Here is an 18,534-nt window from a genome sequence, read left to right as displayed (position 1 = left end):
GTCCAGCCCGTTCGAGTCCCCCGCCCCGATGTCGGGACATCCGACGGCGGCGGAGGCGGAGGCAGCGGGAACGGGAAGGGGAAGGGGAAGGGGAACAGGCAACCCGCCAAGTCCCATCCCCACTCCGAGAGTTGCCGCGACCACCCAAGCCCTGATGGATCCGGACCACTGCATGGCCCCTCCCCCGATTGCTTCGACGGCCTACCGGTATAACACGGGCCTTCTGAGGTTTGTACGGTGAAGCAATGCCGACCGGATCCACCTCTGCTCCCGCCCATCCCGTACGCGCTCACCTCACCACCCCCGACGGCAGGCGACTCTCGTACCTCGACTTCGGGGCCGCCGGAGGGCGTCCCCTGCTCGCTCTGCACGGACACCTCGGGGAAGGTGCCGAGTTCGCCGGGCTCGCCGGTGTGTTGAGTCGTGACGGGTGGCGGGTCGTCGCGCCCGATCAGCGGGGGCACGGGGACTCCGACCGGGCGGTGCGATACGACCGGGACGGATATGTCGGCGATCTCCGGCTGCTGCTCGATCACGTCGGTTTCGGTCAGCGTCCCCTTCCCGTCGTCGGGCACTCCCTCGGTGCCATCAACGGCTACCATCTGGCCGCCGATCGACCCGGCACCGTCAGCGCCCTGGTCAACATCGACGGGCCCGCGTATCTGCCCCTCGTCGCCCCCGCTCCGCTGTCCTTTCTGCTCGGCCTGCCGTACACCGCCCCCACCCGCGAGGAGCTCCTCGCCGCCTGCGGCCCGTTGGCACCCCTCCTGGAGAGTGGCATGCGGCCCCACCGCGACGGCTGGCGGCTCGGTTCGCATCCCGAGGACATGGTCGACTCCGACACCCGGGTGCTCGGCGACCACTGGCCGCAGTGGCTATGCACCGACTGCCCCGCGCTGCTCCTGCACGGCACCGCCAGCACCGTGCTGCCCACCGCCCAGGCCCGCGAGATGGCCTCCCGCCGCCCCGGCACGACGCTGCTCGAACTGGACTCCGACCACTGGGTTCATCTGCGGCGGCCCGAGGAGACGGCTGCGGCGATCCGACGGTTCCTGAGGGCCGGCGCGTGGGGTGAGTGAGCCGTCCCCGCGGGTCGTCGACGACGTCGAACTCGCTGGTCGAGCCACACTTCTTGTCGATCGGCCGGAGCCCACGGATAATCCAAGATCACCACATACGAACAGATGGGACACCGCCGCATGACCGAGCCGACAAAGGGCCCTGCCAGCTACTTCCCTTCGATCGAGAAGAAGTACGGCCGCCCGATCGCGGAGTGGAAGGAGCTGATCCGCTCCTCACCCCTGACGAAGCACATGGAACTCGTCGGCTGGCTGAAGGCGGACCACGGCCTCGGACACGGCCACGCCAACGCCCTGGTGGCACACACCCTTGCCGAGGACAGCGGCAAGTAATCCGGTTGTCGACCTCGGGGTACGGCCATCGGGAAGACGTTGGCCCACAGCCGCTCCGTACCGCGGGGAAGGAGCGCCCAACGGCTCGGGGTCGCCGACGAATTACGGTCCTCCCCCTCCCTGCACGCACAGAACGCGTACGAGTGGCACAGCCAGGCTCTCAACCCGGCTTCTCCGTGGATTCGGCCGTCGATTCGGCCGTCGATTCCGCGGTGGCCGCCCCAATGCGGTCGTAGATCCTCGCCGCCCGTCTCAAGTCGGTCATCGCCGCCTCCAGATCCCCCATGAGGACCTGGCTGCGCGCCGCGCCCTCCAGGGCGGTGGCCTCGTCCAGCGGGCTGCCCGCCCGGCGGGCGAGTTCGAGGGCCCTGCGGTGGGCCGCGAGACCCTCCCCCGCGCTCGCCGCGGCGGTGCGGAGGGTGCCCAGGCTGTTCCAGACCTCGGCCTCGCCCTGGGGATCTCCGACGCTCCGGAAGATCTCCAGGGCCTGTTCGTAGAGGTCAGCCGCGGTCTCGTACTCACCGGCCGCATAGTGGGTGCGACCCAGGTCGTGGAGGGCGTTGCACCGCCCGTGCGGGTATCCGATCTCCTCGAACAGGGCCAGCGCACGCCGGTGGAGCTCCGCGGCGGTTGCGTGGTCGCCCCTCGCGTGGCGGACGCGGCCCAGGTTGTTCAGGCCGTTGGCCCGGCCGTGGCGGTCCCGCAGCTCCTCGAACAGCTCCAGCGCACGCTCGTGCAGCGAGGCCGCCTCGGCGTAGTCACCCATCACGTACCGCACGCGCCCGAGGTTGTTGAGGCCGTTGGCCTGGCCGTGCCGGTCCCCCAGTTCCTCGAAGAGCGCGAGTCCTCGCTGGTGCAGCGACGTGGCCAGGATGTAGTCGCCGGTCACGAAGCGCACACGCCCCAGGCCCTGAAGGGCGTTGGCCTGGCCGTGCCGGTCGCCGAGGTCCTCGAACAGCTCAAGTGCGCATTCGTGGAGGCGTGTTGCCGCCCCGTAGTCGCCCGTCATGTAACGGACGAAGCCGAGGTTCAGGTGGGTGCTGCTCTGCCCGCGCCGATCGCCGAGCGCGTCGAAGAGGGCGAGGGCGCGTTCACTGAAGTCGGCCGACGCGGCGTAGTCCGCCGTCATGAACCGGACGCGGCCGAGCCCGTGGAGGGCGTTGGCCTGGCCGTGCCGGTCGCCGAGGTCCTCGAACAGCTCAAGTGCACGCTCATGGAAAGCAGTTGCCGCCACGTAGTCGTCGGCGACGGCGCGGACGCGGCCCAGGCCGTGCAGGGCCTTGGCCTGCCCTGGGCGGTCGTCGACCTCCTCGAACAGCGCGAGCGCCCGCTCGTGGAAACTGGTCGCCACCGCGAAGTCGCCCGTCACGTACCGGACGAAGCCGAGCTCGTCGAGGGCGTGCGCCTCCCCGAGCAGGTCCCCGTTCAGCCGGGCCGCTTCGACCGCCCGTTCGTGCAGCGCCACCGCCTGCGGCCAAGGGCCCTCGCGGAGCAGGAAGGGAGCCATGGCCGCGGTGAGGCCGACGACCTGCTCGGGGCGGCCGTGGTCCGCCGCGTGGTCGAGGCATGCCAGTACGTTGGCCCGTTCCGTACGCAGCCAGGTGAGCGCCTTGTTCGCACTCGGCAGCTCCGGCGTGCCCGCGCCGCGCGCCGAGATGATCTCCTCGGCGGACTCGACGGTCCGCCGGTAGTACGTGACGAGGCGCGCGACGGCGAGATCCCGGTCGGCGGCGGCGCACTCCGAGGCGCAGCGGCGGGCGGCGAACTCGCGCAGCAGGCCGTGGAGGCTGTACCGACGGGGAGCTGTCTCCTCCAGCAGATGCTCGGTGTAGAGGACTTCGAGGCCGTCGCGCGCCTGGGTGTCGGAGATGCCGTCGAGGGCGGCCGCGGCGCGGGCGTCGATGTCCGGTCCCGGATGCAGGCCGAGTCTGCGGAACAGCCGCCGCCTGGCGGGAGGCAGGTCCCGGTAGGAGAGCGTGAAGGCCGCGTCGACGGCGCGTTTGCCCGCGACCAGGTGAGGCAGCCGGTCCCGGTGGCCGTGAACTCGGCCGCGAGATCGTCCAGGGTCCAGGTGGGGCGGTGGGAGAGCCGCCCGGCGAGCAGCACGATCGCCAGGGGCAGACAGCCGCACAACTCCACGATGTCGTCGACCACTTCGGCCTCGTCGGGGACGTCGGCGGAGCCGGGCACGGTGTGGTGCGCGAGGCGGCTGAACAGCGTCCTGGCCTCGTCGCGGGAGAGCGTCTCGAGGGACCACGGCTTGCCGCCGTCGAGGGCGACCAGCCTGCTCCGGCTGGTCACCAGTGTCAGGCAGCCCGATCCGCCGGGCAGGAGCGGCTCGATCTGGTCGGTGTCCGCGGCGTCGTCCAGGACGAGCAGGACGCGGCGGCCCGCCAGCTGATCCCGCCACAGTCCGCTTCGCCCGTCCAAGGAGGTGGGCAGGCCGCGGGGGTCGATGCCGAGGCCTGCCAGCAGAGTGGCGAGTACGTCCAGCGGGTCGGCGGCGGCCTGCTCCGGTGCGTGGGCGCGGAGGTCGACGAAGAACTGCCCGTCGGGGAACTGGTCGGCGAGGAGGTGCGCCGCCCGTGTGACGAAGGCCGTCTTGCCGACGCCCGCCATTCCGTCGACGGTGTGGATCCTGGCCTCGCCCGACGCGGTGGCGCCGATCAGCTGCCCCAACTCCTCGTCGCGCCCGGTGAAGTAGAGCGCGTCCCTGCGCAGTCCGTGGATGACGGAGGGACGCACCGGCGCCGTCACCTCGTGCACATGCGTGGTCCTGTGGACGTCGCGGCCCGCCTGATTGGTCTCCCCCGCGCCCTCCGTCGTCGCCCGCTGCCGCACACCCGGCGGCAGCGGGTCGCCGGCACCGGTCATCGAGAGTCGGGAGGGGTGTAGTGCGCGTCCCGGCCGGCCTGGATGCTGACGCCGCCCGACACCGTGGCGTTCTGCTCGACGGAGCCCGCTCGGGTGGGGCCGGCCTCGTCCAGCGCGGGGCCGAGGTGGTGATCGAGCAGGTACCGGAGCTCAGCGGTCAACCCGGCGTCCTGGCCGACCAGTTGATGCAGCCGCATGCGCCAGAGCGCGACGAGGGCCGCTTCGATGTCCTCGTCGCCCTGGCTGCGGGCGTCCAGGACCTGTCCCCTGAGCTCGTCGAGTCCCGTGGCGACGGATTCGGCCTGGTCGGGATGCGGGCGGCGCCACAGCGCGACCACCGCGTCGCGGACCCTCCCCCAGGCATCCGTGGCCATCGCCCCCACCAGAGCGGTACCCGCCACCACCGTCACCGGATCCATCTCCCACCCCCAGGGGAGCAGCCTCACTCCCACTGTAGAAGGCCGGAGCGGGGCGGGGGAGGAAGACGGACGGATGGGAGTTCACAACCCGCCGCGTGGCGCGTCAGGCCTGCTGGGCCCGGTCGTACACCTTCTTGGCCGTCGCCTTGAAGATCTCTCCGTACATCTTGGTCGGCTCCAGGGAGTCCAGCGCGCTGTTGACCGAGATGAGTGCGCCCTTGCCGGTGGTGGCGTTGAAGTCCGCCAGCCACGGGCCGCCGCTGGAGCCGCCGCTCATGTCGCAGGGGATGGCCTGGGTGCCGTCCTCCTTCTTCGCCGTGCCGACGCAGCGCAGGAGTTCCTCGCCGAGTTGCGGGCGGGTCGCGGAGTAGCCGAAGGAGGAGACGGTGCCGCCGACGGGGCGGTTGAAGGCGATGTCCTGGCCGCTCACGACGTCGGTGAGCTTCTTGCCGTTCTTGTCGGCGGCGACGGTCAGTGCGGCCATGTCGTTGGTCGAGTCCGTCTCCCAGGTGCGCGGGGTCGCGGCCTGGCGGACGGCGAACGCGCCGTGCGGCGCCTTCCCCTTGTTGTAGGCGGGGACGAAGACCATCGAGATGTTGGTGTTGTACGGGGACGATCCCCGGCGCACGCAGTGGGCCGCGGTCATCACGGTGGAGCGGTTGCCGCTCTTGACGGCGGTGGCCGTGCACCAGGTGTCGGCGCCGCTCGCGTTGACGAAGAAGAGCCGCCCCACGGTCTTCAGCGAGGTGCCCCGCCACGGCTTGGCCTTCGGCCCGGTCGGGCCGAGGTCCACGGACTTCCCCACGGCCTTCATTCGGGCGGGCGTCCAGTAGGCGAGGGCGTCCTTGCGGTCGGCGGCGGTGAACTTCAGGACGGAGACCGGGTCGGCGGCGGCACGGGCCTCGCCGGCCGTGGCCGTCACCGCGGCCGGGGCGGCGAGGGCGAGGGCCATGCCGGCCACGGCGAGTCCCGTGACACGACCGAGCGGACGCCGGGTCGCGGAAGGGGTTGTCTCAGTCATGGTCGATGTCTCCTGGGTAACAGCGCGCAACGGACGGGCTTTCGGGCCCGCCCGACAAGAGAGGGCAACCGCGGGTTCGGTTGGCGCTGTCGACGTTCTGTGACACAAGCGGGCGAGCGCATGACGGAGATCCCGGGGGCGGGGCGTGCTGCGCGCCCAGACGCGACGGGGCCGTCACTCGGCCTTCCGCAGCGGGTAGATGAAGCTCGTCGCCCGCCCCTCCTGCAGGACGAAGGCCTGGTCCTGCTCCTTCGCGCGGCCGCTGATCACGTCGCCCAGCAGCCGGGCGTGAAAGCGGAGGTAGGAGCTTTCGGTGAAGGCGAGGTGCCCGCGTACCCGCTCCGACACCTCGTGCAGGTTCCAGGCCGGAATCCCGGGATAGAGATGGTGCTCGGCGTGGTAGTTCGTGTTCCAGTTGAGGAAGCAGAACCACTTGCTGTCGGTGTAGACCGAGTTGGTGTTGCGCCAGGGGTTGTCCGTCCGCTCCGCGTAGTAGTGCTCGGGCATGATGGAGAAGTTGTTCAGGACCCAGGCGATGCATGCGGGCACGATGTACACGGTGAGCATCACCATGGGCCACAGGACGGTAAGGACGGCCGCGGTCACCATCCACAGGAGAAGGATCCAGGTGTCGCGGCGAATCGCGGACCGGGCCCGGTCGGTCGTGACGAAGTAGGGGTACCGGTGCCGGAGCGAGGCCAGTGAAATTCGCAGGAAACCGATGAAGTAGTCCATGTTGATCATGGCTACGACGTACTCCCGCACCGTGGTGATGATGCCGTCGGGTTCGGGGTCCTCCGCGGTGTGCGTGTTGCGGTGGTGATGCATGTGGAACACCCGGTACGCGGCGCTGTTGACGAGGATGAACGTGCCGGCGACCTGCCCGGCGATCCGGTTCCCGCGGTGGGTGTTCATGAAGGTGCCGTGCGAGGCGCAGTGCAGCAGGTTGTGCAGCGAGGCGAACACCGTGGCGGCCAGCACCCAGCTCAGCCCGATCGCCCACCAGGTGCCGACGGCCAGGCCCCCTGTCACGATGCCGGCGTACAGCAGGCCGTGGACCGAGGACCGGCGCAGCGCCATCCCGCTGGAACGGCGCGTGAGTGCGCGCAGTTCGGCCGAGGAGAAGACGTCGTTTCGGTCGAGGTCGACGTTCTCTTGTGACTGTGTCATTCGTGAACCTCCGAGAGGCGAAAAGAACTCGCACCGACAACGCCGCGCCTGTGGCTCGGCCGCTCTCGCAAGCTACAGATTTCGATGCCGAAACAACACCCCTCTTTGTCGGCGTACGGCCGCTGGGTGACCGATAGGCCTAGCCAGGTGGCCATACCCGTACTTCCCGTGGAATGCGGCCCCTGCCATCCATAGACTCAATGGCCAACGCTGAAGGAAATACCGACCCTTGGGCAGGTGGACCTTGCTGGTGCGCGCGGTTGAAGATGTCGTCGGAAGCGAATGCGACGTGGACTGGGGCAATGGGACGAGCCGACGGCTGCTCGTTCAGTCCGACCAATTGGGATTCAGCCTGACCGAGACCTATGTGCAGCCGGGCAGCGAGTCGTACTTGCGCTACGACAACCACCAAGAGGTCTGCTACTGCGTGTCCGGCTCCGGTTCCGTGGAGTCGGCGGACGGGGTCTTCGACATCAAGCCGGGGATGCTGTACGCCCCGGGCATGGGCGAACCGCACATACTCCGCTCGCAGCACGGCATGACGCTGATGTGCGTCTTCTCACCGGCCTTGAACGGCCCGGAGAAACACCTGCTCACACCTGGTGTGCATTCGAGTTACTAGGGGGCCGAGCCATGCCCGAAACCATTGACCTGGTGATCCCGAACATCGTCGAGTTCAACCTGAAACGCGAACTCCTCGATTTCGACCCGGGTGTGGAGCACGACCTCGTCGAGCACGGCACGGGGTTCACCGATCAGTGCGTCTTCTGGAGCGCCGAGGACCGTGTGCTCGTCCTGCCGGCCGGCTACTCCCCGGAGTGGCTCGCCGACGTCCACGCCGGCCTCGGCGGCTCCGTGCCTCCCGTCGTGTCGCCGGCACCCCGCACCGGGCGCCTGGTCCACGACCTGCTGGGCGACGACCGGGCGCTCGCCGCGCTGCACGCCGCGACCGACGGCGCGCGCGTGGTGCGGTTCCTGTCCTTCGGGGCGTCGCCCGAGCTGTACTCCTTGGCCGCGCTGCTCCGCAGCCGGGGCCTGGAGGTGCGGTTGGACGTCGCCGACCCACAGCACTACTGGTCGTGCGAGTACCTGGAATCGAAGCTGAGTTGTGTCGACCTCGCCTCCCACCTTCCCGGCTTCCGTGTCCCGCGGGGTATCTCGGTGGCCAGTTGGGACCAGCTCAAGGGTGCGGTCACCGCGATCGTGGGCAGCGGCGGCCGGGCCGTGGTCAAGAGCATGTACGGCGTCGGCGGCTACGGCTCCGCCATCGCGCGAAGCGACGCCGACGGAAGCATCCGGCGGTTCTGGCAGACCCTGAGGCGCGAACCGTTCTTCGGTACCTTCCCGCTCACCGTGCAGGACTACGTCGAGCACGCGGCCGACTGTCCGGCCGTGGACGTCCTCGTCGGCGAGGGCGAGGAGCCGCGCATGGAGTTCAGCATGCTCGGCGTCGACGGGTTGCGGTACCAAAGTCTGGCCATCGGTCCCGGAGTCGTCGATCCCGGCCTGGAGGAACGGCTCTCCGCGCTGGGCACAGCCGTCCACGGGTTCGCCGAATCCCTGGGATACCGGGGCTGGTTGACGATCGACTGCCTGCTCGGCCTCGACGGGCAGCTGTACGTCACCGAGATCAACGCCCGGCGCTCCGGCGCCATGCACACGATCACGCTCGCGGAGCGCTGGGCCGATGAGAGCCTCGTCGTCTACACCCATGACGCGCTGCCGCTGCGGCTCACCGGTGTCGCGTCGTACACGGCGCATGTCCGTCCCGTGTTCGAGGAACTGTGGGCACGGGGCGTCCGCGCCTACCCGTCGACCGTCCGGACGCTCTCCGGGCACCGGCCTTCCCTGGGCATCGTCGTGTGCGCCAAGAGCGCGGCGGACGGCGAGCGCATCGCCGGACAGGCGCACCGGGCGGTCAACGCCGCCCTGGCCGGGGCCGCTGCCGCCGTGACGCAGCCGGCAGCGGTCAGCCACTGGTAAACGCGCCGAAAAGGGCGCCTGGCGGGGATCTTCTCCTCAGCCAGGCGCCCTTCTTCGCGTACGTGTGACAGGCGCCCTTCTTCGCGTACGTGTGACAGGCGCCCTTCTTCGCGTACGTGTGAGGGGAGTCGGAAGCGGTCCTACCGCCCGGTCCCGGTCCGGGCGGTTCCGGCCGGGCTGTTGCCCGCGCTCGGGACGCCACAGCCCTTCTCCGCAAGGAACTCGGCCTGGGTCATGGGCGTGGCGTTCTCGAAGAGGCGGTTGAGGAGTTCTCCCTCCCATTCCACCGCCTCGACCTCGTCGACCTCGTACTCCGTCAGGATCCTGCCGATGGCCTGCAGGGCGAGCAGCGAGTAACCGCCCATCTCGAAGAAGTCGCTGCGGTGGACGTCGACGGACTCGGGGTTCACTTCGAGGACTTGGGCCCAGACCCTGCGCACTACGTCCGCCGCGGCTTCCGCGTTGCCGGTCAGGTTGTCCGTCACAGTTCCTCCATGGTTCTCGATGTGTACGTGGGGGCTCGATGTGGACGTGGGGTCTCGATGTGGATGCGGGGTCTCGATGCGCACGTACTCACGGGATGAGCACCACCTTGCTGGCCTCGCCGGAGTCGAAGAGCCGGAACCCCTCCGCGGCCTCGGCCAGGGGCATCCGGTGCGAGATCAGGAAGGTGGGGTCGACACGGCCGCCGCGCACCAGGTTCATCAGCGGCTCGAAGTCGCTGATGGGATCGCCGACGGCGAAGCGCAGCGTGACCTCCTTGGCGAACGCGAGCCGTGTCGGCAAGGGCATGGCCTCGGAGGCATGGGCGCCCACGGCACAGACGACCCCCCGCGGCCGTACGACGTTCAGCGCGGTCAGCAGTGACGCGTCGGTGCCCACGGCCTCCAGGACGGCGTCCGCGCCGCGCCCCTCGGTCAGGTCGGCGATCCGCTCTTCGACGTCGGGTGTGCCGGGCACCGGGCACGCGCCGCGTTCGGCGGCCAGTTTCCGCCGGCTCTCCAGCGGGTCGACGGCCAGCACCCGGGCGGCGCCGAGGACCCAGGCCGCCTCCATGGCCAGCAGGCCCACGGGACCGCAGCCCACCACCGCGACCGTGTCCCCCGGTCGCACCACGGCGCCCTTGGCGCACGCGTAGCCCGTGGCGAGGATGTCGCCGATGAACAGGGCCCGCTCGTCGCCGACGTCGTCGGGGATCGGGAACAGCACCGTGTCGGCGAAGGGCACACGCACGTACTCGGCGTGTCCCCCGGCGTAGGCCCGCGTGCCCACCACGGTCGCGTACCCGAACAGGCCCACCCGGTCGCACTGATAGTGCCAGCCCCGGGAGCAGGACCGGCAGTACCCGCACGCGATGACGTCCGAGGCGACGACCCGGTCGCCGGGCCTCAGACCGCGCGCCTCGGGCCCGACCTCCTCGACGACACCGGTGAACTCGTGGCCGGTGACCGTTCCCGGCTCGAACCGGTCGATCTCACCTCGGTACGGGTGGAGGTCGGTGCCGCAGATCGCGCTGCGGACGACACGGACGACCGCGTCCCGCGGTTCCTCGATACGGGGCATGGCGATGTCGTCCGCGACCGCCGCCCGGCGTGCGCCGTGCCACTGCAGCGCTCTCATGTGTGGTCCTCCTGGGGCGTGCCCTGATGCGATGTGTCCTGATGGGACGTGACCTGACGGGACGTGTCCTGACGGGACGTGACCTGACGGGACGTGTCCTGTTCCAGTTCGTGGCAGGCCTCCTCGAGGACTCGGCGCAGGTCGTCGAGCAGGCGTGCGGCGGCCGTGTCGTCGTACTCGCCGGGGTGATGGACGAGCAGGGCGCTCAGCGCGCCCGCGTCTTCGTAGAAGCCGAGGTCCAAGGGGTACGGCGAGAAGGGATCGTGGTTGATCAGGGTCGTGTCGAGTCCTTCGAGGGCGGGCGGCACCTCCGGTGTGGTCTGGAAGGAGACGCATACGCTGATCGCGGGACGGAACCCGGGGCGCCACAACCCGAGGTCGTGGGTCAGCCGCTCGAACGGCACGTCCCGGTGGGCGTACACCCCGATCAGGTTCCTGCGGACCTGGTGCAGCAGCTCGCGGAAGTCCACGCCCGCGGGCACCCGGGTCCGCACCGGCAGCAGGTTCACGAAGAAGCCGACGGCCTTCTCGAACTCGGCCCTGCGATATCCGCCGCGGGTGGCCACGAGGATGTCGTCGGTGTCGACGTAGCGGCGCAGCACCCGCGTGAAGGCGGCGAGCAGCAGCATGAACAGGGTGACGTGCTCGCGCCGGGCCACCAACCGCAGCCGGTCGTACAGGGGTTGGGGAAAGGTCGACCACCGTGTCCGCGGCGGCTGTTCGGTCCCCGGCGGCGAGGTGGACGCCAGGGCGAGCGGCGGCAGCGGGGTCGCGTTCGCCAACGCCTGTTTCCAATAGGCCAGTTGTCGCGGGTAGGCCGGGCCGGTGAGCCAGTCGTGCTGGCGGCGCACGAAGGCCCGGTACTGGGTGGGCACGGGCGGCAGCGGCGAGGCACGCCCGTGCAGGCGTGCGGCGTAGAGCTGCTCCAGTTCGCGCAGGAGCACCGCCCACCACGACCAGGCGTCGGAGATCATGTGGTGCAGGGTGACGCGCACGATGTGCTCACGCGGCGCGAGCCGGACCAGTGCCGCGCGCACGACGGGCCCGCGGGCCAGGTCGAACGGGCGCCGCAGGTCCTCGGCCAGGAACCGGGCGGCCGCCTCCTCGCGCTCCGCCGCGGGAAGCGCGGTGAGGTCGGTCAGGGGCAGGGGCACCTCGGCCCGCGGCGAGACGCGCTGGACGGGCAGGCCGTCCACGACGGGGAAAAAGGTGCGCAGCGCCTCGTGGCGGGCGACGAGTTCCTCGATGCCCGCCCGCAGAGCCGTCGCGTCCAGCTCGCCGACGAGGCGGAACGTCACGGGATCGGTGTGCCGTGTGTGGCCCGCACGTCGTTCCATGAACCACACGCCCTGTTGGGCGTACGAGAGGGGCGCGTCGCCGCTCGCACGGAACTCCCCCTCTTCCGACGTCACTTGATGCCCCAGGCGAAGAGCCAGCGCCGGGGCACCTCCGTCAGCCCCAGCCTCTCGAAGGTGGTCCGCAGGCCCCGGGTGAGTGCCTCGGAGCCGAGGGCCAGGTCGGTGATGCCGGTGGCCCCCTCCACGAACACCGAGTACGTGCACAGGGCCTCCCAGTCCTGCAGGGTCCATGCGTACACGGCCTCCTCGGACTTGGTCTGGGAGAACCCCGCCCGGACGAACAGCTCTTCGTGGTGGCGCGGCGTGAGCGTCTGCAGGGCCACCGGCTTCTCTCGTGCGAGGACGAGGTCCTTGCCCCCTGCCCGCAGGGCGTCGCGGGTGGCACGCAGCCAATGCGCGTAGAAGGGCCGGGTCTCGGGGAGGACGGCTCCCTCGTAGAACAGGGTGTTCAGGGCGCAGCGCCCGCCCGGTGCGAGCAGTCGGTGGCAGCCCTCGATCACGGAGCCGCGCTCGGCTGCCGGTATCTGGTGCATCACATTGCTCAGGACTGCGACGTCCACGGGTCCGGTCAGGGACTCGACGTCCTGCGCGCGCCCTTGCACGAAACGCACCTTGGGGTCGGTCAACCGCGTTCGCGCGATGGCCAGTTCGTGCTCGGATGGGTCGATGCCGATGATGGATCCCACGTGCGCGGAGCGTTCCAGGAGCAGTTGGGTGGCAAGGCCCGAGCCGCAGCCGACGTCGGCGACGACACCGCCGTCCGGGGCCTCGCAGATGTCGACCAGACGCTGGGTCACGTCGCCGTACAGCGGGCGGCGTGACATCGCGTCGAACTCGTATCCGTGGACGAAGGTCATGACACCTCATCGGGTCGAAGGGGGAGCCGGTGTGGCACGGGGTGCGGCGGGGGCGAGCAGCCCTGCCGCCGTACCGCCCATGAGGGCCTCGTACTCACGTGGCGAGAGCGGGTCGCTGCCGTCCGGCCACAGCCCGGGGTCCCGGGCCAGGTCCGCCATGCGGGTCACGGACCCGGTCATGGAGGCGAAGGGGAAGTCGGTGCCCCACAGGAGCCGGTCCAGAACACCGCTGTCGCGGGCGTGGGCCAGGGCGTCGGCCACCGTCGCGGGCGGCTGGTAGGAGCCGAAGATGGACAGGTCCGCGTACAGGTTGGCGTGCCGGGCGAGCAGGTCGACGCACGGCCGGGTCCAGGGGGTGCCGAGGTGGGCGAGGATCACCTTCAGGTCGGGGAAGTCCCTGGCCACCCGCTCGACGAGGAGCGGGGAGAAGAACCGGGGGTCCGCGTTGCGCGAGGGCGTGTACCCGGTGTGCATCAGTACGGGGATGCCCAGGTCCAGGGCGGTCTCGTACACGTCGTACCACCGGCGGTCGGCGGGTGACATCCGCACGTAGCACGGGGCGGTCTTCAGCCCGCGCAGGCCGCAGCCGGTCACGGCCTCGCGCAGCCGGCCTGCCGCGCCCGGGGTGCCCGCGTCCACGGAGGCGAAGCCGGTCAGCCGGTCGGGGTGGCGGGCGCAGAGCTCGGCGACGAAGTCGTTGGGCACCGAGAACCCTTCGACGCGCCGTACGTCGAAGGCGAGCAGGAAGACGCGGTCGACGCCCGCCGCGTCCATCTCCGCGAGCAGCTTCGCCTCCGGCGCGGAGAGGTCCTCGGGCGCCAGGTCGGTGGTGGCCGTCATCTGCTCGGCGAAGCGGGCCGAGTAGTGGCGGTAGTACTCCCCCGCGTGCACATGAGCGTCGATGATCATTTCTGCCGCCCCTCGGGCCGCTCCCGTGAACGGGATCGCTCCGCCTGGGCGTTGGCGTTGGCGTTGGCGTTGGCGTTGGCGTGCCAGAACTGCAGGTGGACCTCCTTGGGGCCGAGGCGCAGGCTCTCCGTGGTCTCCGGGGCGCCGTCCGCGGGCAGGTGCCGCAGGGCCGTGCGCACCGGTTCGGGGGCGTGGTTGACGACCACACCGCAGCGGTCGTCGCCGCGCCCGAGGACGGTGACCTCCACCGACGGATCGTCCGCGGTCAGCGACACGCGCACGCCCGCCTCCTCGGCGACCGCCTCGTACAGCCGGTGCCAGGCGGCCTCCGCGAGGCGGTAGGGGACGTTGAGCTGTGCCTCCAGGGGGGCGTTGAGGTAGTAGACGCTGCCCTCGCCCAGGCGGTGCCGGGTCAGGGCGGGCGAGCCGTCGGCGAACGCCGCCAGGGTCTCGGCGCCCGCCGCGTCGATCACCGGGATCGGACCAGGTTCCCAGCGCAGCGGGAAGCGGACGCCCGCCCAGGTGAAGCCGGCGTGCGCCGCGTCGTCACGGGTGAAGTCCCGTACGCGGATGCCGAACAGCTCCTCGTCGCCGGCGGCGTCCAGCAGGCTGCCGGTGGAGTACAGCAGCACTCCCCCGGACGCGACGTACCGTGCCAGGCGGCGGCGTTCGGGCAACGGCAGCTGTCGCGCCGAGGGGCAGATCACCAGCGCGTACCGTGCGAGGTCCGTGCCGGGGGTCGTGAACTCGTAGGGCAGATGGGCCTGTTGGAGCAGCAGATGGGCGTAGAAGGCGGCGGGCGCGTCGCTGCCCGCGGGTGTCAGGTATCCGGCCTCCTCCTGCGGCTCCGGCTCGGGGACGAGGACCCCCACCGGGGCGGGCAGCGGTCTGAACCCGGCCAGTTCGCCGGTCACGCGACGGGCGAACGCCCGGTACTCGGCCAGGGCGGCCTTCTCGCGGCCGTCCGCGGCCAGCAGGCCCACGTGCCGCTCGTTGGGCCGCAGCGCGTAGGGCTTGCGCTCGGTGGTGAAGTCCTGCCAGCACCAGACGGCGGTGCCGACCGCGCCCGCCGCGAAGGCGGAGTGGGCCGCCGCCCGCAGATACCGCGCGGCCGTGGCCTCGTCGCAGCCGTAGCTGCCCAACTCGTCGACGTACACGGGCCGGTGGGGGCTGCCGCGCCGCACGAGGTAGGGCAGGAAAGCGGTGGCCTTGCGGGCCGCGACGGACTCGATGTGGAACGGCGTCCACACCGGGAAGCCGTGCAGTCCCACCATGTCGAGGCGCTCGGCGTGCTCCGGGCGGAAGGCGTGGCCACCGAGCACCGCGGACGCCTCGCCTGCCTGGAGGACCAGGGCGTCCGGGTCGGCTTCGCGTATCGCCGACGCGAGCGTTCCCCACCACGCGCGGACCTCGTCGGCGCCGAGGGCGGCGGACGACGCGGAGTCGACGTGGATCACCTCGTCCCCCAGGTCGTAGGCGAGGATGTTCGGCTCGTCGCTCAGCACGCCCGCGACGTGGTGGACGAAGGCCCGTTCGCGCTCGCGCATGTCCGCGTCCCGCCACAGGTCCCGGCCCTCGCGCCACGGCGGGTCGAAGCGCTGGCCGTTCATCCAGATCGTCAGGAGCGAGGGAAGGCAGTACAGACCGTGCAGGGCGGCGGTTCGGGCCAACTCCCTGAGCCGACCCGTCATCGCGGGGTCGTAGACGCCTTCCTTGGGTTCGAAGTCGGCCCAGAAGACAAAGACGCGTACGGTGTTCAGGCCCGCCGCGGCCATCCGGCGGAAGTCGTCGTCGAGCCGGGCGCCGTCCCACTCCCGCCAGTAGTCGCACCCGGTCGGCGAGGGGTGGTAGTTGACGCCGACGCTGACGAAGGCGTGCCCGTCGCGGTACAGGGCACCCTCGGCGAACGTGGCACGGCCACGGCTCACGGCATCTCCTGCCATGCGGCGCTCACCGCCTCGACGACCTGTCGGACCTCGGTCGCACCGATGCCCGGGTGGAGCGGCAGCGAGAGCTGACGTGCCATCACGTCCTCGGTGACCGGTAGCCTGCACGGCTCGCCCCTGTGGCGCTCCCGATAAGCGGTGAACAGATGGGTGGGCGGGTAGTGCACGCCGCTCTGGATCCGCGCCGCGCGCAGTCGGTCCTGCAGCGCCTCCCGGTCGGTGCCCTCGGGCAGCACCACCGCGAACAGGTGGTGGGCGCTCGCCTCCACGGGCCGGTCGGCGAACGGCACGGTGAGCCCGGACAGCGGGGCAAGCCGCTCGCGGTACATCCGGACCGCGTCCTGCCTGCGGGCCTGTGCGGCGGGCAGGGCGTCGAGCTGGACGCGCCCGATGGCACAACCGATCTCCGTGGGGCGGTAGTTGAGGCCCAGAGCGTCGACGTCGTACAGGGAGGGACCGCCGCGGTGGCGCTGCTGGGCGCCGACCGTCAGGGCGTGCGAGCGCAGCCGCCGGATGCGGTCGCCCACGGCGGGGTCGCGGGCGACCACCAGGCCGCCCTCGCCCATGGCCAGGTTCTTGGTGGCGAAGAAGCTGAAACAGCCGATGTCGCCGACCGTGCCGAGCATGCCGTGGACCGAGTCGGTGACGGGGGCGTGGGCACAGTCCTCGATCAGGGCGAGCCCGTGGGCGCGGGCCAGTTCGGCGAGGGCCGTCAGGTCGGCGGCGTGGCCGCCGTAGTGCATGGCGACGATCGCCCGGGTGCGCGGGGTGATTCTGCGGGCGACGTCCACGGGGTCGACGCACAGGTCGTGCGGGCCCGTGACGTCGGCGAACACCGGGGTGGCACCGGACAGCGCGACGGTCGCGGCGGCCGAGACGAAGCTCAGCGAGGGCAGCACGACCTCGTCGCCCGGCCCGAGGCCCAGGGCCAGGACGGCCAGGTGCAGGGCGGCGGTGCCGTTGCTGACGGCGACCGCGGACTGGACGCCGAGCGCGGCGGCGTACTTGCCCTCGAAGTCCTCGGTGACGGGCCCGGCCGAAAGCCATCCGGACCGCAGGACGGCGGTCACCGCGTCGATCTCGGCCTGTCCGGCCTGCGGGCGGTACAGCGCGATGTCGAAGGCCGTCATCCGCCCACCGTCTCTCGGTACGCGCCGCTGCCCGCGCACAGCTCGGCCGCGGCGCGCGGGCCCAGATAGCGGGCCCGGTCCGCGCGGTACGCCGCGGTGGCCAGGTCCAGTTGCTCGGGAGTGCCGATGTCGTGCCAGTCCCCCTCGATGACATGGCCCTCCACGCGCTCGCCCTCGGCACGGGCGCGGTCGAGCAGGGCGGGCATGTCGTGCCGACCACGGGGCGGCAGCAGCCGCAGCAGGGCGGGCTCGAGCACGTAGATGCCGCCGCTGACCAGGTAACTCAGCCGGGGCTTCTCGCGGAAGTCGGTCACCCGGCGCTCCTCGTCGAGTTCCACCACTCCGTGCGCGATGTCGATGTCCTGGCGGCTGAGCGCGACCGTCGCGATGGCCTCGGACTTCTTGTGCCGCCTGACCAGGTCGGCGAAGTCGATGTCGGTGAGCAGGTCCGCGTTCATCACGAGGGTGGAGTCCTCGAAGGGCGGCAGCAGCGAGAGCGGTCCCGCGGTGCCCAGCGGCTCCTCCTCCAGGGAGAAGTCCAGTTCCAGGTCGTGCCAGCGGTCCTCGTCGAAGCTCGCCTTGATCATGTGGGCCTGGTAGCCGAGGGAGAGCGACACATGGGTGAAGCCCGCGCTCTTCAGCTGCGCCAGGATGATGTGCAGGATCGGTGTGCCGTCGATGGGTATGAGGGGTTTGGGGACGGTCAGGGTGGTGGGCCGCAGCCGACGGCCCTCACCTCCGGCCAGGACCACTGCTCTCATCGGGCCTTCTCCGTTTGCTTCCGGGCGGCGATCAGCGTGCGGTAGACGGCGTGGACCCGGTCGGCGACCGCGTCCCAGCCGAGTTCACGGCGCACCTTGTCGTGGCCGTTGCGTCCCATGGCGCTGCGTTCGGACGGGTGGGCGAGGAGCCGGTTGACCGCGTCGGCGACGGGCCCGGCGGTGGGGCGGACGAGCAGACCGTCACGTCCGTGGGCGACGACCTCCTCGCTGCCGAGGAAGGTGGACGCGACGACGGGTTTGCCACAGGCCCACGCCTCCACGTAGACGAGGGGGAACAGGTCGACGGTGGAGGGCACGCAGAGCAGCTCGCAGGCGGCGAGGGCGCTGTGCTTGGCGTCCTCGTCGACCATGCCGAGCTCGATGACGCGGGGGTCGGCGTGGCGGGCGAACTGCTCCGCGCAGTCGTCGTCCCAGCGCGGTCCCATGAACACGAAGGTGGTGTCGGGGTGTTCCGCCCAGATCTGCTCGGTCGCCTCGAGGAGCGTGACGTAGCCCTTGGAGCGCGTCTTGCGTCCGAGGAAGAGCACCACGGGTCCTTCGATGCCGTGATACCGGCGGAACCGGTCGGGGTCGGGGGTACCGGGCAGGTGCGGGCCCTGGCCGACGATGTGGAGTCGGGATCCGTCGACGCCCGCGTCGCGGAGCATGTCGCGCTCGGCTACGGACAGGGCGAAGACGGCGTCCGCCTGCCTGCACCCGTCCAGCACGGTCTCGCGGTCCGGCCACACGTCGGGGGCGGACGCGGGGGTGACCGCGAACGGCGTGTCCCAGGCCCGCGCGAGTTCCAGACCGGCCGCGATGTCCTGCGGGTGGAAGGCGTCGAAGGCGTGGACCAGGTCCGCCCGTTCGGTGTCGTCGGGGGTGGCGGGCAGCGGCTGGATGCTCACGCCCGCACCGCGCATGAACGTCGCGGTGTCCTCGTCGACCGGGTTGGAGTAGATGCCGGACTCCCAGCCGAGGCGGCTCATCGACGCGGCGAGGTACTGCGTCATCAGCTCGGCTCCGGCACGCGCCGGGAAGTAGCCGCGGTGGACGTACCGTACGCGCACGCCG

At 71.0% G+C, this 18,534-nt stretch carries 17 protein-coding genes and 1 pseudogene; 4 read left to right on the top strand and 14 right to left on the bottom strand.

The window, feature by feature from the left end; genetic code table 11:
• Window positions 1-245: 245 nt before the first annotated feature.
• Together AB0B50_RS00700 and AB0B50_RS00695 are read left to right on the top strand one after the other, a co-directional pair.
• Window positions 246-1,079, top strand: a complete 834-nt coding sequence (locus tag AB0B50_RS00700; RefSeq protein ID WP_362323431.1) for an alpha/beta hydrolase — start codon at window positions 246-248, stop codon at window positions 1,077-1,079.
• A 120-nt stretch (window positions 1,080-1,199) separates the two neighbouring features.
• Complete coding sequence (locus AB0B50_RS00695; RefSeq protein ID WP_362323428.1) at window positions 1,200-1,412, top strand: DUF4287 domain-containing protein; 213 nt, start codon at window positions 1,200-1,202, stop codon at window positions 1,410-1,412.
• 160 nt (window positions 1,413-1,572) lie between these two features.
• Here AB0B50_RS00695 and AB0B50_RS00690 read toward each other — a convergent pair whose 3' ends face one another.
• The 5 genes and pseudogenes from AB0B50_RS00690 to AB0B50_RS00670 all read right to left on the bottom strand — a co-directional run bounded on the left by AB0B50_RS00690 (window position 1,573) and on the right by AB0B50_RS00670 (window position 6,896).
• Window positions 1,573-3,543 (bottom strand): tetratricopeptide repeat protein, encoded by a 1,971-nt coding sequence (locus AB0B50_RS00690; RefSeq protein WP_362323425.1) that lies wholly within the window; start codon window positions 3,541-3,543, stop codon window positions 1,573-1,575.
• Window positions 3,543-4,031 (bottom strand): annotated as a pseudogene (locus AB0B50_RS00685) (NB-ARC domain-containing protein); the annotation flags it as partial. The gene AB0B50_RS00690 and the pseudogene AB0B50_RS00685, both read right to left, overlap by 1 nt.
• Window positions 4,032-4,282: 251 nt before the next feature.
• Window positions 4,283-4,732: a hypothetical protein gene (locus AB0B50_RS00680; RefSeq protein WP_362323422.1), complete on the bottom strand. Its 450-nt coding sequence runs from the start codon at window positions 4,730-4,732 to the stop codon at window positions 4,283-4,285.
• Between the two features lie 76 nt (window positions 4,733-4,808).
• Window positions 4,809-5,726 carry a trypsin-like peptidase domain-containing protein gene (locus AB0B50_RS00675; protein ID WP_362323419.1) on the bottom strand — a complete coding sequence of 306 codons (918 nt, stop codon included), beginning with the start codon at window positions 5,724-5,726 and terminating at the stop codon, window positions 4,809-4,811.
• A gap of 174 nt (window positions 5,727-5,900) precedes the next feature.
• Complete coding sequence (locus AB0B50_RS00670; protein WP_362323416.1) at window positions 5,901-6,896, bottom strand: fatty acid desaturase; 996 nt, start codon at window positions 6,894-6,896, stop codon at window positions 5,901-5,903.
• Between the two features lie 229 nt (window positions 6,897-7,125).
• On the opposite strand from AB0B50_RS00670, the gene AB0B50_RS00665 reads away from it, so the two are divergent.
• A complete protein-coding gene (locus AB0B50_RS00665; RefSeq protein WP_362323413.1) occupies window positions 7,126-7,518 on the top strand; it encodes an ectoine synthase in 393 nt (130 codons plus the stop codon).
• 11 nt (window positions 7,519-7,529) lie between these two features.
• A complete protein-coding gene (locus AB0B50_RS00660) occupies window positions 7,530-8,879 on the top strand; it encodes a hypothetical protein (protein ID WP_362323410.1) in 1,350 nt (449 codons plus the stop codon).
• A gap of 140 nt (window positions 8,880-9,019) precedes the next feature.
• On the opposite strand, the gene AB0B50_RS00655 is transcribed toward AB0B50_RS00660, so the two are convergent.
• The 9 genes from AB0B50_RS00655 to AB0B50_RS00615 form a co-directional block, all read right to left on the bottom strand.
• The gene (locus AB0B50_RS00655; protein WP_362323406.1) at window positions 9,020-9,364 is read right to left on the bottom strand and encodes an acyl carrier protein; all 345 of its coding nucleotides are present in this window, start codon (window positions 9,362-9,364) and stop codon (window positions 9,020-9,022) included.
• An 88-nt stretch (window positions 9,365-9,452) separates the two neighbouring features.
• The gene (locus AB0B50_RS00650) at window positions 9,453-10,499 is read right to left on the bottom strand and encodes an alcohol dehydrogenase family protein (protein ID WP_362323403.1); all 1,047 of its coding nucleotides are present in this window, start codon (window positions 10,497-10,499) and stop codon (window positions 9,453-9,455) included.
• Window positions 10,496-11,911, bottom strand: a complete 1,416-nt coding sequence (locus AB0B50_RS00645; RefSeq protein ID WP_362323400.1) for a condensation domain-containing protein — start codon at window positions 11,909-11,911, stop codon at window positions 10,496-10,498. Before AB0B50_RS00645 ends, AB0B50_RS00650 begins: the two co-directional genes overlap by 4 nt.
• A complete protein-coding gene (locus AB0B50_RS00640) occupies window positions 11,908-12,714 on the bottom strand; it encodes a class I SAM-dependent methyltransferase (protein WP_362323397.1) in 807 nt (268 codons plus the stop codon). Before AB0B50_RS00640 ends, AB0B50_RS00645 begins: the two co-directional genes overlap by 4 nt.
• A 6-nt stretch (window positions 12,715-12,720) precedes the next feature.
• Window positions 12,721-13,623 (bottom strand): amidohydrolase family protein, encoded by a 903-nt coding sequence (locus AB0B50_RS00635; protein WP_362323394.1) that lies wholly within the window; start codon window positions 13,621-13,623, stop codon window positions 12,721-12,723.
• Window positions 13,620-15,551 (bottom strand): cellulase family glycosylhydrolase, encoded by a 1,932-nt coding sequence (locus AB0B50_RS00630; RefSeq protein WP_362323391.1) that lies wholly within the window; start codon window positions 15,549-15,551, stop codon window positions 13,620-13,622. Before AB0B50_RS00630 ends, AB0B50_RS00635 begins: the two co-directional genes overlap by 4 nt.
• Complete coding sequence (locus tag AB0B50_RS00625) at window positions 15,548-16,699, bottom strand: DegT/DnrJ/EryC1/StrS aminotransferase family protein (protein WP_362323388.1); 1,152 nt, start codon at window positions 16,697-16,699, stop codon at window positions 15,548-15,550. Before AB0B50_RS00625 ends, AB0B50_RS00630 begins: the two co-directional genes overlap by 4 nt.
• Window positions 16,696-17,460 (bottom strand): sugar phosphate nucleotidyltransferase, encoded by a 765-nt coding sequence (locus AB0B50_RS00620; protein ID WP_362323385.1) that lies wholly within the window; start codon window positions 17,458-17,460, stop codon window positions 16,696-16,698. Before AB0B50_RS00620 ends, AB0B50_RS00625 begins: the two co-directional genes overlap by 4 nt.
• Window positions 17,457-18,530, bottom strand: a complete 1,074-nt coding sequence (locus tag AB0B50_RS00615; RefSeq protein WP_362323382.1) for a glycosyltransferase family 4 protein — start codon at window positions 18,528-18,530, stop codon at window positions 17,457-17,459. Before AB0B50_RS00615 ends, AB0B50_RS00620 begins: the two co-directional genes overlap by 4 nt.
• Between the last annotated feature and the right edge of the window lie 4 nt (window positions 18,531-18,534).

This window comes from Streptomyces sp. NPDC041068 (genome assembly GCF_040647455.1).
GTDB lineage: Bacteria > Actinomycetota > Actinomycetes > Streptomycetales > Streptomycetaceae > Streptomyces.
This window is presented reverse-complemented; position numbering and strand designations above follow the sequence as displayed.